The sequence below is a fragment of the Vibrio sp. T11.5 genome, assembly GCF_027587155.1.
GTDB classification, from domain to species: domain Bacteria; phylum Pseudomonadota; class Gammaproteobacteria; order Enterobacterales; family Vibrionaceae; genus Vibrio; species Vibrio neptunius.
The window spans coordinates 105,498-121,452 of the sequence record NZ_JAPPTP010000003.1 but is presented as its reverse complement, the minus strand read 5'-3'; the positions used below and the strand labels follow the sequence as shown (position 1 = coordinate 121,452).

12 protein-coding genes are annotated in these 15,955 nt (G+C 46.5%); 11 read left to right on the top strand and 1 reads right to left on the bottom strand.

Going from position 1 to position 15,955, the window contains the following annotated elements:
• Window positions 1-97: 97 nt before the first annotated feature.
• On the bottom strand, window positions 98-265 hold the full coding sequence (locus OH455_RS05100) for a hypothetical protein (protein WP_269980582.1): 168 nt from the start codon (window positions 263-265) through the stop codon (window positions 98-100).
• Window positions 266-410: 145 nt separating this feature from the next.
• Here OH455_RS05100 and OH455_RS05095 point away from each other — a divergent pair, with 145 nt between their 5' ends.
• From OH455_RS05095 to OH455_RS05045, 11 genes are all read left to right on the top strand, one after another.
• The gene (locus tag OH455_RS05095) at window positions 411-2,180 is read left to right on the top strand and encodes a hypothetical protein (protein WP_269980581.1); all 1,770 of its coding nucleotides are present in this window, start codon (window positions 411-413) and stop codon (window positions 2,178-2,180) included.
• A 36-nt stretch (window positions 2,181-2,216) separates the two neighbouring features.
• Window positions 2,217-3,380 (top strand): Tricorn protease domain-containing protein, encoded by a 1,164-nt coding sequence (locus OH455_RS05090; protein WP_269980692.1) that lies wholly within the window; start codon window positions 2,217-2,219, stop codon window positions 3,378-3,380.
• Entirely contained in the window at window positions 3,377-3,850 is a 474-nt protein-coding gene (locus OH455_RS05085) for a hypothetical protein (protein ID WP_269980580.1), read from the top strand. Before OH455_RS05090 ends, OH455_RS05085 begins: the two co-directional genes overlap by 4 nt.
• 13 nt (window positions 3,851-3,863) lie before the next feature.
• Window positions 3,864-5,021: a Tricorn protease domain-containing protein gene (locus tag OH455_RS05080; RefSeq protein ID WP_269980579.1), complete on the top strand. Its 1,158-nt coding sequence runs from the start codon at window positions 3,864-3,866 to the stop codon at window positions 5,019-5,021.
• Window positions 5,018-5,491: a hypothetical protein gene (locus OH455_RS05075; RefSeq protein WP_269980578.1), complete on the top strand. Its 474-nt coding sequence runs from the start codon at window positions 5,018-5,020 to the stop codon at window positions 5,489-5,491. The genes OH455_RS05080 and OH455_RS05075 overlap by 4 nt, the downstream gene beginning before the upstream one ends.
• A 13-nt stretch (window positions 5,492-5,504) precedes the next feature.
• Window positions 5,505-6,665 carry a Tricorn protease domain-containing protein gene (locus tag OH455_RS05070; protein ID WP_269980577.1) on the top strand — a complete coding sequence of 387 codons (1,161 nt, stop codon included), beginning with the start codon at window positions 5,505-5,507 and terminating at the stop codon, window positions 6,663-6,665.
• Window positions 6,662-11,407: an OmpA family protein gene (locus OH455_RS05065; RefSeq protein ID WP_269980576.1), complete on the top strand. Its 4,746-nt coding sequence runs from the start codon at window positions 6,662-6,664 to the stop codon at window positions 11,405-11,407. The genes OH455_RS05070 and OH455_RS05065 overlap by 4 nt, the downstream gene beginning before the upstream one ends.
• 505 nt (window positions 11,408-11,912) lie before the next feature.
• A complete protein-coding gene (locus OH455_RS05060) occupies window positions 11,913-12,467 on the top strand; it encodes a GNAT family N-acetyltransferase (protein ID WP_269980691.1) in 555 nt (184 codons plus the stop codon).
• 41 nt (window positions 12,468-12,508) lie between these two features.
• Window positions 12,509-13,024, top strand: coding sequence for a GNAT family N-acetyltransferase (locus OH455_RS05055; protein ID WP_084720173.1), 516 nt, complete (start codon window positions 12,509-12,511; stop codon window positions 13,022-13,024).
• 351 nt (window positions 13,025-13,375) lie between these two features.
• Window positions 13,376-14,911, top strand: coding sequence for a methyl-accepting chemotaxis protein (locus tag OH455_RS05050; protein ID WP_269980575.1), 1,536 nt, complete (start codon window positions 13,376-13,378; stop codon window positions 14,909-14,911).
• 22 nt (window positions 14,912-14,933) lie between these two features.
• Window positions 14,934-15,662 carry a transporter substrate-binding domain-containing protein gene (locus OH455_RS05045; protein WP_269980574.1) on the top strand — a complete coding sequence of 243 codons (729 nt, stop codon included), beginning with the start codon at window positions 14,934-14,936 and terminating at the stop codon, window positions 15,660-15,662.
• Window positions 15,663-15,955 lie beyond the last annotated feature (293 nt).

Genomic DNA, 15,955 nt, shown 5'->3' with positions numbered 1-15,955 from the left:
GAATCACATCGCCATAATGGCGGCAATGTTGTGTGATTTTTAAGCGACAAACTGTGCTTAGGTTACACTGCTCAGATAACGAAAAGTAGAATAACCATTAATGGTCAAGCTTGGCATAACGGGTTACGCCAGCGACGAAGTCAGGCTGTGTTTTAGTGGTATGGTTATCTCGCTTCGCGAGCACCGAACGCATGCCACTAAAATGCACTATCACGAGCGCGCATTTACCAGAAAAACCGCCATTAATCATAGTGCTTCTAACCATTTTGCTGTGCATTATAACTTACTTGCCTTTGTGTGGTTGAATTTTAACCACATAGTCATTAGTTTGTTGTTCACCAAATCCTTATATAAACCTCAGGTTTATTGGCTATCGCTTTAAAAACATTAAGGGTTGTGGAGGACTCACAATGTTATTGGTTTGCAAATTTGTGCCGGGATACACGGCTTCTCGTGATATGCTGGACTACTTACTCTCGCCAGATGAATGCATCGGGCAGCTGTCGCGTGCCCACAGTCCAAAGGACTTACTCGCAGCACTACCTAAGCCCCTATCTGATGCTATTCCTCAATCGGCCCACAAAGACAGCTACCGCCTACTGGAACATATTAAACAGCAACTCGCGCGTGCTGACTGGTTGGCGCTCTCAACATTTAGGCGACAACACCCGCTTTCAGAAGCAGAACTGATCGCTTACCCTATGCTCAAGAAGCGTGTTGAAGCGCTAGCAGCGAAACCAGCTAAGAAATTCCTCAAAGCCAGCTACGATGCTGTCAGCGATGACGTTTATTTGGCCCCCAATCCTAAGGTTACCCCAGTTGAACCTTCTCCAGACAAAAAGATCGTGGTTGAGGTTGCCGGACAGCTGCCAAATCATGCCGCGAACCTGATGTTGTCTAAGACAGAGTTTCATTATCAAAAAACAGCCAAACCGAAGCAAGACCCTCACAATCGCCATCGCAGCCTTTCCGTGTTTGATGATCTCGATGAAAGCCCAAGAAACCTGTATTTGGCCCTGCCGATGCGTGGCTTACCACAACCACTCAAGTTGTTACTGGCAAAAGGTGTCGAGCCTGTGGATCGCAGTGTCGAGAAGGACGAATGGGACAATGTCTTGGTGCCTGTGGTGCCAATGTATTTTGTCACTGATGAAAAGTCGGAAAAATCCGCTGCACGTCATATGAAGGGTTACATTTACGTGCTGTGGAAAGATAAGATTTGGCGCGAATTAGAGATTAATGACAGTGGCTATTTTTTAGATATCGATGTTGACTATTACCGTTATGCCAAGCCAGGGGAACAGAAACCGAAACGACACGCCGATATTCGTCTTACTCATCCAGAAACAGGCAGCCCGTACTGCTACGAGCCGTTTCAAGTCCGTGTCGATGGCAGCGTGATTTATAAGGGAAGGCTTAATGATGTCGGCGAAGCGCGTGTCTTCAATATCATTCAAGAAGAGATTGAAGTGGTGCTGACCGATTTTGACCCTCATCGAGTGGTAAAAATCACCACCAAGCCCAGCCCATTCACTGGGGCAACCCCGAACTACCGTGAAGCCGAAGGTCACCCATTACCGCACATATGGATACCTTACAAAATTCTTGGCGAACAGCAGAGTGTGTCACTCTACTACAGCGAAACCCAACTGAGCTTACAGCAGTTGACTGCCTTTGAGTCGGACCCATGTCAAGCGACCGAACTGACCGATATCGAACACTACAGCAGTACGCAAAGTTTTAAACAATCAGAGGGCGTGACAAGAGCCTTAGTGATGCCTGAAGTGTCGCAAGAGCAAATCAGGCGATATTTAGTGCTGGCCAATCAGGTAGATAAAACGATAGCAGGTACCTATATCAATGGACCAAAGTCCAAGTTAACCTTCACTTATCCAATGGATACGACGGTGGATGAGCTTGACGACTACTTTGAATTACGAGATACCCAAGGTGACTGGTGTCAGCGCCACTACTTAAAAGATTGCGTTGCCCACCAAAAAGGGATTCGCTCTATCCAGTTTTCAGGTTGGCCTGCTGAGGTGAAAAATGTCGATTTAGTGCGAGTGTATCTCGGACAAAGCCGCCATAAGCGCAACAACCAAACGGAGATTTTCAGTAACAAAACGTTGAGTGACTTGTTGGCATCTCAATCTGATGTGGCGTTGGCCGAGGAATCATAATGCATGGGCGCGGGCAACAACCATAAAGAGGCGATGATGAAAGCGCATTCAATCTTACCCTTGCTGGGGTTGGTTTTACTGGCAGGATGCAAGTGGCAAGAAACGCAGCCTAAGCCAACGGCCAGCGTCGAACCACCACAAACCCCGCAGTCTGTTGCTGCGCCACCGCTAACGGTTGAAGAGCGGATAGCGGCCAAAAATGCCCAGCAATGGGACGATGGTCGGGTGTATATAACAGAGCATAACTACGTTACTTATGATCCAGACACAGGGAAACCTAAGTACTTTGTTTTTAAGGCCAAAGAGTGGCCCCGAGAAGATCTCAATAACCAAGACTCGTACGATCTACCGCGTGTGGTGTTTCGTTGGGACAATGCCCGTAACGAAGCAAAAGATCACTATGACCAGCGCGATAAAGTATGGAGCATTAAAACCGATGGCACCGATCTGCGTTTGGTCGCCGATGAGTTTGTTGGCATTGTCAATCTAATGCGTATATCACCGAATAACCGTTATCTCGCGCTGGCTTATTCAGCCGAAGAGGGCATGTTTAAGGTGATTAAAGATTTGCAAACTGGCGACTATATTGAGCTGGGCCGCTCACGGGGCTATCCAGAATTTTTATGGGCCGAAGACAGTAGCTACCTCTACTATGTCGATAAATTTAAAGACTGGAAATACACCTTAAGCAGCGGTGAAAAGCAGCAAGTCGATACCGACTTTAATGAATACGCCATTATTTATAATGGTCGACGTGTGGTGGCCAATGATTTTGGTGTGGCTGTCTATGATGAAGCCAAAGACCAATTTCTATTTAGTGTTGGAGTTAACGCGGACGAAGATAATCTTCAAGATTACGAGTTCCACAAGAGAGGTATCAGTCCGACAGGTAAATATGTCTGGGGTGAGAGCCGAAAATACCGTTTTTTCATTGATGTGGAAAATCAAACGTTTCAATCAGAGGTCAAAGATGGCAATGTGATTGGCAAGTTTGAAATGCTAGAGGTGATTAGCAAAAATGGTAACTACGCGCGTAGCGGCGGCGCAGCACGAGTATTTCTTTTTAAATTAAATAGCCAACACCAGCTTGATGAGTATAAGGTTTGGAAGCAGATAGGCACAGGTCATAGTGCCACCAAGTCATGGTTATATAACGCCTTTGCTAATAATGGTGATTTTATTAAAGGAGATACATTATGAGCACTTCTCCAGTCGATAAAGCGATCCCATTGCCAGCCAATTACTATTTGTTTGGCGTCTACTTTCCTGCTACTCGAAGCCAAAACGGTGAACAGGAAGAGATCTCTTACCCAAAGTGGCACACTGAAACCAGCTTAATTGAGAACCAAGAGATCACCAATGTGCGCCCGCTGGCTCGGGTGCCGCTGTTAAACGTGACTGATAGTGATAATCCCGAGCTTTGGGCCACCCGGCATGACTTTAAACTCAGCCAAATTAACAATGGTCAGCCCGATGAACACGGGGTATATGAAGCGCTCAAACCCGAATCACCGATCCATGTGCTAGGTTCCCCGATCGCTAAGAGCGAAACATTTGGCATTCATTTTCCTGCAATTCACAGCACCAACGGGGAAAGGCGCCGCTTTCTGGCCCTATCCCCCGTTTATTTTGCCCATACCAGCAAACCAATACACTTTTTATATCGATAAATACGAGGCGATGATGAAAGCGCATTCAATCTTACCCTTGCTGGGGTTGGTTTTACTGGCAGGGTGCAAGTGGCAAGAAACGCAGCCCAAGCCAACGGCCAGCGTCGAACCACCACAACCCCCGCAGTCTGTTGCTGCGCCACCGCTAACGGTTGAAGAGCGGATAGCGGCCAAAAATGCCCAGCAATGGGACGATGGTCGGGTGTATATAACAGAGCATAACTACGTTACTTATGATCCAGACACAGGGAAACCTAAGTACTTTGTTTTTAAGGCCAAAGAGTGGCCCCGAGAAGATCTCAATAACCAAGACTCGTACGATCTACCGCGTGTGGTGTTCCGCTGGGACAATGCCCGTAACGAAGCAAAAGATCTTTATGATCGACGCGATAAAGTGTGGAGCATTAAAACCGATGGTACCGATCTGCGTTTGGTCGCCGATGAATTTAATGGCAAGGTTCGCTTAATGCGTATATCACCCAATAACCGTTATCTCGCGCTGGCTTATTCAGCCGAAGAGGGCATGTTTAAGGTGATTAAAGATTTGCAAACTGGCGAATATATTGAGCTGGGCCGCTCACGGGGCTATCCGGAGTTTTTATGGGCCGAAGACAGCAGTTACCTCTACTATGTCGACCAATTTAAAGACTGGAAATACACCTTAAGCAGCGGTGAAAAGCAGCAAGTCGACACTGAGTTTAATGAAGATTCGGTTATCTATAATGGTAAGCGCATTATTGCGTCGGATTTGGGGGTCGGCGTATACGATGAAGCCACCGACAAAAGGTTATATGGTGTGATTCCTGATGAAACCAGCAGCGTTGAAGACGCTCGTTTTCGTAAGCGCAGCATTAGCCCTACAGGGCGTTATGTGTGGGCAGAGACACGTAAGCAGCGTTATTTAATTGATGTAGAAAATCAAACGTTTCAATCAGAAGAAATTATCCCTCGAGCGATGGGAAAATTGCGTTATTTTGAAATTCTGGGTAAAGATGCTAACTATATTCGTGAAGGTGCTGCTCGAGCGCTGATGGGTAAACTATCAGAAAATAAAGAGCTGGTTACTTATCAGATATGGAAGCAAATAGGCACAGGCCATAGTGCCACCAACTCATGGTTATATAATGCCTTTGCCAATAATGGTGACTTTGTTAAAGGAGAGACATTATGAGTACTTCTCCAGTCGATAAAGCCATCCCATTACCAGCCAATTACTATCTATTTGGTGTCTACTTTCCTGCTACTCGAAGCCAAAATGGGAAAGATGAAAAAATCTCTTACCCTACTTGGCACGCTGAAACCAGCCTAATCGAGAACCAAGAGATCTCCAATGTGCGCCCGCTGGCTCGGGTGCCGCTGTTAAATGTCACCGATAGTGATAATCCCGAGCTTTGGGCCACCCGGCATGACTTTAAACTCAGCCAAATTAACAATGGTCAGCCCGATGAGCTCGGGGTATATGAAGCGCTCAAACCCGAATCACCGATCCATGTGCTAGGTTCCCCGATCGCCAAGAGCGAAATATTTGGCATTCATTTTCCTGCAATTCACAGCATCAACGGGGAAAGGCGCCGCTTTCTGGCCCTATCCCCCGTTTATTTTGCCCATACCGGCAAACCAATACACTTTTTATATCGATAAATACGAGGCGATGATGAAAGCGCATTCAATCTTACCCTTGCTGGGGTTGGTTTTACTGGCAGGATGCAAGTGGCAAGAAACGCAGCCCAAGCCAACGGCCAGCGTCGAACCACCACAAACCCCGCAGTCTGTTGCTGCGCCACCGCTAACGGTTGAAGAGCGGATCGCGGCCAAAAATGCCCAGCAATGGGACGATGGTCGGGTGTATATAACAGAGCATAACTACGTAACTTACGATCCAGATACAGGGAAACCTAAGTACTTTGTTTTTAAGGCCAAAGAGTGGCCCCGAGAAGATCTCAACAACCAAGACTCGTACGATCTACCGCGAGTGGTGTTCTACTGGGATAATGGTACTTACTCTTCTGATGATTTTAATGAGCAACGCGATAAAGTATGGAGCATAAAAACCGATGGCACCGATCTGCGTTTGGTTGCCGATGAATTTAATGGCAAGGTTCGCTTGGTGCGAATGTCACCGAATAATCGCTATCTTGCGCTGGCTTATTCAGCCGAAGAGGGCATGTTTAAGGTGATTAAAGATTTGCAAACTGGCGACTATATTGAGCTGGGCCGCTCACGGGGCTATCCGGAGTTTTTATGGGCCGAAGACAGCAGTTACCTCTACTATGTCGATAAATTTAAAGACTGGAAATACACTTTAAGCAGCGGTGAAAAGCAGCAAGTCGATACCGAGTTTAATGAGTACGCGACGATTTATAATGGTCGACGTGTGGTGGCTAATGATTTTGGTGTAGCTGTCTATGATGAGGCCAAAGACCAATTTCTATTTGGTGTTGGAGTTAACGCAGACGAGGATAATCTTCAAGATTATGAGTTTCATAAAAGAAGTATTAGTCCTAACGGAAACTATGTCTGGGGTGAAAGCCGAAAATACCGTTTTTTAATTGATGTGAAAAATCAAACGTTTCAATCGGAAGAAATTATCCCTCGAGCGATGGGAGAACTCCGCTATTTCGAGATACTGGGTAAAGATGCTAACTATATCCGAGATGGGGCTGCCAGAGTTCTTTTAAGTAAACTTTCTCCAGATAAAAAACTGGTTACCTATCAGAAATGGAAGCAAATAGGTACAGGCCACCTATCTCAAGGGTCTTCTCTGTATAACGCTTTTGCCAATAATGGCGATTTTATTAAAGGAGAGACATTATGAGCACTTCTCCAGTCGATAAAGCCATCCCATTGCCAGCCAATTACTATCTATTTGGTGTCTATTTTAAAGGAAAGCTGGATCAGAAAACTAACAAAACAACATACCCAACCTGGCATGCTGAAACCAGCTTAATCGAGAACCAAGAGATCACCAATGTGCGCCCGCTGGCTCGGGTGCCGCTATTAAATGTCACCGATAGTGATAAGCCCGAGCTTTGGGCCACCCGGCATGACTTTAAACTCAGCCAAATTAACAATGGTCAGCCCGATGAGCACGGGGTATATGAAGCGCTCAAACCCGAATCACCGATTCATGTGCTAGGTTCCCCGATCGCTAAGAGCGAACAACGCCAATATCGCTTTCGCTTTCCGCCGCTGCCACTGCTTGCTTCACTGGCAGATTTAAGCGCCAAAGAGCTTAGTGCCAAAATCACTCAGCTGGGCAATGCGTTAGGTAACAGTGAGGCCGAACTGACCCTAACCGCGATTAGCCCAGCTCAGCTTGCACCGCCCTATAGCCGCGATGCCAGCGGCCAACTAACGGCCGATCAGCAAGCCTACAATGCCTGGCACCAAACAGTAAGCGCTGCCAAGCAGCCGCTTGAAGGGTTTGTTTTACCGGTAGTTGCCAGTTGCGCGGTGGTGTTTTCAGATAAAGGCTACGCCGGTGCTCGCGTCAGCCTGTATAAGTTTCAGGTTACCAAACAAGCGGGCACCGAAGTGGGGGAATATGTGCCAATCGGTCCGAGTGTTCAAGCGGCGCTGCCGAAAAATGAACTGGCTGAGGATGCTAAGCAATACCCATGCGCACTATTTCATCTAGACCCGGCTGAGTTTGAAGAAGGGCTATACAGCATTAGGATAGAATTCAACCCTAATCTAATGAAAGAGATTCCCGATTTTATTAAACGGGCAAATATAGAAAGTTATCAAGACGGTGCTGATACTATTTACACTTATGAACTGCGTGAAAAAATCACCTTTTCTTCCCAAACCCCTCTAGGTCAGTTTGCTATTGTGAGCGGTGATATGATCTCTCTTGAAGAGTCGCTGATGTATCAGTACCCGCAGTACTTTACCCATATGAAGCACTACCTAACGGGTAACGCCCAAGGCCAAGCGGCCACGACCCCTGCGGCGCGCAGCATCGCCCTGCTTAAAGACATCCGCGATGCATCGGTGGAGCTCGGCGCGGGGTTAATGAGCGGCAGTTTGCAACAAACCTTAGGCGAGGACGGAAGACAAGCGGTACTGAACAATGTCTCCAAGCTGTATTGGGACGCGGTCAAATCGGAGCTGCCCGATGCAATGCAAGCGGCTGGTGAGCTCTATTATGGTGTCTACAGTACCAAAGAGGCGTTAGATAACTTACGCAGTTTGCAAAACCCCGCCACTGCCAATGTGGGTTTGAAAGCCCTGTTTACCGCTAAGGTGTTTGATCAACAAACCGCCTTGGCACAAGGCTTATCGTCGGCGATTGAATCTCGGCTGGGTGCACGACGCGTGGTCGCTGGTCGAGTCGTAGAGGCTTGGTTGAGTGGCGGAGCCACATTAGGCCTTAACGTGATAGGGACCATCGGCAGCGTTGCTGATCTGTACACCAAGGGCAAAACGGTTGTTGAAATGGCGCAAAAGGCCAAAGAGACCAAGCAAGACATAGGCGAAGTCGCTTATGACTATTTGGACAAGATCCCGGTTTGGAACACCAGCCGCGACTATCAGCAACAAAAGATCGAGCAAGCGCTGGAAAAAGTCAGAGCGGGCAACAGTGACATTGCCGCGACCATGGTCAATAACCGTCGTGGTGCAGGGATTAAAATTGAGTTTAGTTTTAACTCCCGAAAAAGTGAGCTTGAACACAATGAGCCGGTGTTTGTTGAGCTCGCCAGCGCCTTGGCTGAGGTGCTGGAAAGTGAATCTAACTTAAGGGTTGAAATTGAAGGCCACGCCTGTCAGGTCGACAGCGAAGAAGCCAATATGAAGGTCGCGGCGGAGCGGGCTAATTATGCCAAGCAGCTACTGGAGAAATCCGATGTGTTTAAAGATAGGATCTCTCTGGCTGTGTTTGGTGAAAGTGAGCCGATCTATATCCCGAAAAAAGGCGAAAGCATCGATCGCAATAACCCTAATCTGCGCCAAAACCGTCGCGTAGAGATTCGCATCTATATGTCATCATTGGATGTGGTGTTTCACCCGAGCCGATATGGTTCACAAGCGATGGAGCGCTCTCGGTTGGCGGTGGAAAGCGCCATGACGGACGAAGACAAAGCCGAAGTTGAGTTGCGCAAGGCAATCTTTGAAGGGGTTGTTGATGTCGCTTCTTACCTTCCCGTTATTGCTCCCGTCGCGCGAGGTGTTTTGCTAATTACAGAAGCCAATAAGGCACTGACCTCGGCGATTAAGTTCATCGACAATGCCTTTTTAGATTCCTTCTTTACCGATCTCAACCAAAAGCACGATGTGGTTCGAGAGTTAGAGCGTTTGTCTAAGATTCATATGGAGTTGTTGGCAAAGCTGCGCAATACCAATATTGACCTAGAGTTCACCTGTCACACTTATAAAGAGTTGGTTGCCTACCTTGATAGTGAGAAGGCACAGAAAGAGTTGTTAAAACGCTACCAACTCAGAGCATTGGCGATGAACGGCTTGATATTACTCTTGGCCGATCTCGGGGTGAAAGCGAAGCACCGTTCTGACGAAAGCTTTGAAAACTTGGTTGAACGATACCAAGTTCAGCAATACATCGAGCACTATATACTTAGCGACAATTGGTCTGTGAACACCATCAAGGGCACCACCTTAGCGGCCGACTGGAAAAATCGTTGTGACGATGAGTACTATGATAAGCTGCTTAAGAATATGCCCAATGGCAGTAGAGGTATGCCACTGCCAAGGCGAAGCGACGCTTTAGCGGGTTTTCACCCCTACAGTTATAGCCCCCTAGCCAGTGATTCAAAAGCCTCGGGTGCTTTCAACCGTGTGTTCCCGGTGCAAACCACCCTCTACGACCATGCTGAAGAGTCTTTGTTTAAACACTTTTCTCAGTCGTTTAACCCGCAAGTGTATGAATTGAAGCAAGAGGCTATCGGTTACTGTCGAGTATTGATTCAATCGGCGGCCCAAACACCACAAGATAAGCCTGCGTGGTTAACCTATCGGGATTGGATTCAACAAGCCGAGCATGCGCATATTGGCCCATACGACAAAGTCAAAGTGCAGATAATACTCAAATCGGAATACGATACACCGTGTATGGTGACCATAGGTTACGATAGGGTCGACGGCTACAATATTCAGGGCCCTGCATTCAGTGATTGGATGTTGCCGATGAAGGCCAGTGACTTTGAGCTGAATGATGATATTAAACGCTATTATCGTGATCACCAGTTGGATGATGACGGAGTGCTTATTGCGATAGAGCATACGCCTTGTTATCGCTTTGGTGAAGTGATGCTTGATGGGCTCAAACCCATCACATCAAAAGCGCGATTGTTGTTGACCGATACGCTGCTTGGGCCCCTGACCTCTGGTCCTCACGCCGCGTTTAACTACGGTGATTCCGATTCCTTTACCCGCTATGTGGGGGCGGGTGGCTTCAGAAATATGCGTTACTCTATGGCAATCAGACAAAAAGATGGCAAGAGTGCGTTTTATCTTCCTCTGGTTTTTGAGCAAGGCGAAGCGAACAATGAAGAAAACGAAATTCAGGTGGGGGTGCTCACCACAGAGAAAAAATCTGTCTTGCTGCAAACCCGTGTCGGTGACAAGCACCTCAAGCTACTTGAAAGGGATTTACTGCTAGAAAGTTTTACTCTGCGCAGCGAGGAAGGCAGCAAAAATACTATCCCTGTGCTTCATGGCATTAAACAGCAAGTGGTGGCTATCGAAACCCAAGTCTCTGGGTTGAACTTTTTCAATGAGCCTAAGTGGTATCAATCCGCCGACAATATTATGCGTGATGGATTCAGGTGGGGAAATCGAGGTAAAGAAGATCCAGCCTCAATCTACATGCTGCTGTTGGGTGAAAACCATGAAAAAGACACCTACCAACGCCTCGAGATGGATTGGAAATCGGTGAATATGTGTATGCAATTGGAGCTCGATGGTTATGATGAGAAGGTGAAAGGGCCGATCTATTTTACCAAGATGCATCATGTTGGAGGGTTTACACACCATGCGGGTCAGTGGTCATTTAGCGCCTCAGCCGAAGTAGATAGCCTTAACGAGATGCCTTCTCTGCAAGGGTTTTTAGATCAAGCTATTAAGCGCTTAAAGGCAGAGAATGATTTGTCTCGGGGTAAAGACTATGTGGTGTATTGCATGCGTTTCGAGCTTGGGTATGTTTCTCCCACTGGGCTTAATCTCAAGGGCTTAAGGCCGTTTGGTCAAGTGATTCAACCGAGCAACTCTATCTATAATAGTGGTTCTCCTGAGCTGTCGGTGGCTCACCTTAAACAGGTCGGTTTAGTAGGAGGCGAAGATTACGATAAACACCGTGATTTGGTGATTTGTGTTCCTTCTCTTGCCGAGATCGGGACGGCCGATGAACACTATTTTGGCGACATGCCGTGGTTAGTCAGCAAAGAATCTTGCAGTGATGGCGTCGATAAATCGGCGGCAGAAATATGGAAGAAATACGATCAAGACAAGCGTAAGCAGTGGGTTAGGGATTGGATTGAGAAGCAACCCACCCTAGTACTAGCGCCTAAACCACTAGAAAAATCGTTGGACGACCCAAACTAACCCAGAGCGGGTTGGTGAGGTAGCCTAAAGCCATTTCTGCGAAGAAATGGCTTTTTTATTCAGCACTCGAGATACAGCAAAAGCCCTGCTGGTTACAACATCGGCTGTATTGTCTCATTTGGTATGCTCACTGCTCGCAACGACTCCGTTTGGTTCTTCCTTTAAGCACCTTCTGCTGTTGCCGCGCAACTTGCGGGCCCGTGTTTATTGATAAGACTTCCTACCTGAGGCACGTTTTTAACTCAACGAACTCGTGTTGTTGCATAGCGTCTGATACTGTCGCTTATCCTTAGCTCGTCTGTTAATTCATGTTGAGAGGAAGATGATTTGATCGAACTGGTCACCAGTGTGTCGCTTTGGGAGTTAGTGAGGATAGAACGCATTGCGAAAGAACTAGAGGAATAGAGAGCTAGAGAAATAAGCAAAAACTGGGTTTTATACCCAGCCAAGAGGGCTTCAAACTGAAGCTATAACCGATTTACTTGCGAAAAATACCCAGATGCAGATATCTATTGTTCAGGCTGAAACGGCTGACTTGCCTGATTTTTTTACTTACCTTGAACGTCAACTTAGAGAAAACGGTGTCAATGGAACGCCACTTTTTCAACCTTTATCTCGTAATAACACGACTATTCCGACTCAAACACAGCAGAAGTTTATCGACGGAGTGGGTGCTGAGTTTTCAGATATTGGGTGGAGGCCACTGTGGCTCGCGAAGGACGCACAGGGGAAGATTTGCGGCCACATTGACCTTCGACGTTATATGGAAGCGTATTGCTCCCATCGGGTTAGGCTCGGGATGGGCGTAGAGAAAGAGTGCCGAAAAATGGGACTCGGCAGTCGGTTAATCCAATCTGTGCTCGAGTTTTGTCAGCACCACGAGCAGATCATCTGGCTTGATTTAAATGTGCTATCAGTCAATCTTGCCGCCAAAAATCTTTATCTCAAACATGGCTTTCAAATTGTTGGCGAAATGACGGATTATTATCGAATTGATCAAGAGTCTATTTCTGAGCTCACTATGACTCTTAACACTCAAGTAGGGCTTGGTGATCAATAACTTCACACTGGCCATTTTTACACTGTAAACCAAGGTATGTAATGCAACCTAATATAGAAACACACAGATTAGTACTAAGACCCTTTCGTTTATCAGACAGCGAGAGGGTTGCGCTATTAGCGGGAGAAAAAGTCATCGCTGAGATGACGGCGAATATTCCTCACCCTTACGAATCGAATATGGCAGTGGAATGGATCAAGACCCATTGTCATCATTTTGCCGAGCAAACGGCCGTGGTTTTTGCCATCACTATCAAAGGGTGTGATGACATCATCGGTGCTGTCAGCCTTCCAACACTCAGACAAGGTGTTGGCATTCTGGGTTATTGGTTAGGCACACCCTATTGGGGCAAAGGCATTGCGTTTGAAGCCTCCCAAGCCTTAATTGAGTATGCCAAACAGCACCTGAATCTGGTCGAGATTGAAGTTCAGCATTTAGTGTGTAACCAGCGTTCAAAATCTGTGATTGAAAAACTGGGGATTGAGTACCGCGAAGACCGGATGGTTGAGATACACGGTGAACAACGTAAGGTTTGTGTCTACCGTTCATTGGTATAGCTCAGTGATTGTATTCAGTCAGGGTAGGATTAGATAAGGAGGTTAGATGATTAGCCATATTGACCACATTGTCCTTACTGTCTCAGATATTCAAGCCTCGGTTTAATTCTTGACCCTGATAGCAACCTGATTGAAGTCAGTAGCTATTCATCTAGACAAACTGATCATTGACAAGTGAGTCTAGGCATAATCAGGCTTGTCAGTTCTTGTGTTCTAATATTCAATTCATACAGAACGACAACCTTTAAATGTGAAATAATGTGACTCGTGTCTCATTTAAAGTTTAATTTGATAATTGATTAATCACTTACTACTTTTTTATTAACTGCCGAAAATCATAAGGGGCAAGTTTTGAAAAGGTTAAAGGTAGTATTTTTAGTCCAAGTTATTGTCGCTTTGACGCTGGTATTGCTGGTCTCAGCATTTATTAAATATCAAAATTTCAAAGGTAACTTGCATCAAGAGCTAGTGATTAATGTGCAAAACACTAGCCAACGGATGTCAATCAGTTTACCAAAAGCGGTGTGGGATTTTGATTTAGATACGGCAAAAGTGGCGATGTCGGCAGAATTGGATCTGCCCGAGATATCTGCGATCAAACTCATTGATGCGCAAGGCAGTGAGCTGTTGTTTCTCACCCAGACGGGAGAAGGCGAGGATAAACAACTGATTGACGTGACCGACAAGCAGGCCTACACCGATGAAAACAGCCAAACGACGCCTCTAACGTTTGTCGATTACGGTGAAGAGAATAGCGTCGGCGAAGTCACCGTCTATTACGATACCCACGCCATGGATGCCAAATTGGCGGACTCTTTGCAAACTAATATCATTGAGTTAATTGTTCTCGATATCATTATCTCTATCGTCATTATAATTGTGCTTTCGATTACGGTATTAAGGCCAATCTCCCAATTAACGGAGGTGATCAAGGATTTAGCGTCAGGGGACGGAGACCTAACCAATAAACTTGCTCCGGCTAAATATCGAGAATTCGACGCTATTACCAACGGCATCAATAGTTTTACTGAGTCTTTAAGAGTTATCGTTCAAGATGTTAATCAATCCTCAGAAGCTCTGGGAGAGAAGGCATCAGCGAATGGTGCAACGGCGCGAGACAATGCCGAAAAGCTGAAATCTCAAGAACATCAACTTGCTACTGTTGCTGCCGCGGCCACTGAGCTCAACCAATCAGTCGCTACGGTTGCTGACACGGCGTCAGAAACTGCCGATCAAGCACAGGCCGCCACAGGTTTAGCCGCCAGTGTTAATGAAGCGATCGAAAGCTCAGCCAATGACATCATCAATATGCGTGAGGAAATGAACCATGTGAATGCTGAGATGCACATATTGATTGAAGAAGGCGACAAGATCACAACAGTATTGAACGTGATCAACGATATCTCTGAGCAAACCAACCTGCTGGCGCTGAATGCGGCCATAGAAGCGGCTCGTGCTGGCGAGCAGGGACGAGGATTTGCAGTGGTGGCGGATGAGGTGCGTAACTTGGCAGTGAAAACCAGCCAGTCTACCGAGCAGATTCAAAAAAACATTACCGCGTTAGGCGTCGCAACCAAATCGGTTGAAGATGAACTGACCCGGATTGCGACCTTGCTTGAGTCTACCGCTTCACGGGTGAGCGATTCTCAAAGCTCGGTTGGTGAAGTACAGAGTTTAATCACAATTATCTCGGACCGCAGTGGACAGATTTCTCAGGCAACCGATGAACAAAGAATGGCTGTAGAGGAAATCAGCCAAGCGATTGTTGAAGCATCGGAAGCGACCAATGAAGTGTCTTCTGGCGCGACCCAAAATGCACAAAGAACAGAAGAAGTTCTGGGCTTAAGTCAGAGTATCGCCAGCCATATGGCGAAATTCCGCACATAAGTTGTTTCAAAGAGGATTTGTTATGAGAAATTTGCTTTTACTGGCGTTTACAGCCCTATTTTCAATAACTGGCTACACGGCAACGATTACCGCAGCGCAGGACCCTTGGGCGCCTTTTGTGCAGAAAGATAGCGCCAGCCCTGGGGTGTCAGTTGAAATTATTACTGAAGCTTTCAAATCTCAAGGTCATGATGTTGATTTTAAGATCATGCCTTGGACGCGTGCACTCAATGAAGTGAAAGGCGGACGTATAGATGTGTTAGTCGCGACGTGGTTTACCAACGAAAGGACGTCTTATCTGCATTATAGCGCTCCCTATTTGGAGAACTCGCTGAAGTTCATTAAACGTAAAGGCGATGACTTCGAATACAATGGTATGGATAGCTTGTCGGGTAAAACGGTCGGTATCATTCGTAATTACGGTTATGGCGATGATTTTCTTGGCGCTTCTAACTTCAAGAAACCGGAAGCGAATGATTTAGTCTCCAACGCAAAAAAACTTATGGCGAAGCGGATCGATTTGACCTTGGAAGATGAGCTAGTGGCTAAGTCCACCTTGTCTGGAGCGGGTATGAACCTCGATGATTTTGAGTTCACCAGCAATGCGCTTTCGGTCAACCCATTGCATGTCACGTCAGGTTTAGCCAATCCCAAACATGCAGAGATTATCGATGCGTTCAATAAGGGTTTAGCGGAAATTAAGTCTAACGGTACGTTCGATAAGATTCTCGCCAAGTATGGGATCAAGTAACATTTTGCCTGCTAAAGCCTCAGCAACTGCTGAGGCTTTTTTGTTTTCAGTCGCCGCGTTAGGGTAGGCGGTTTAACTGGCGTATTGTCTGTGAATTTCCCCGTCAGCTTTGCCTAAACGCAGGGGCTTGCTATCTCTTCAATACCTGAACTCATTTCGTTTGGCCTTTCAGTTGGGTCAAAGTTATTTCTCTACGGAATAATCCGTTCGATTAATTGTTTTATCTATGAATACCATTGAAAAAATACGTGATCTCCATTGTTTGACTTTGATCACATTTTGAGGCTTTTAGA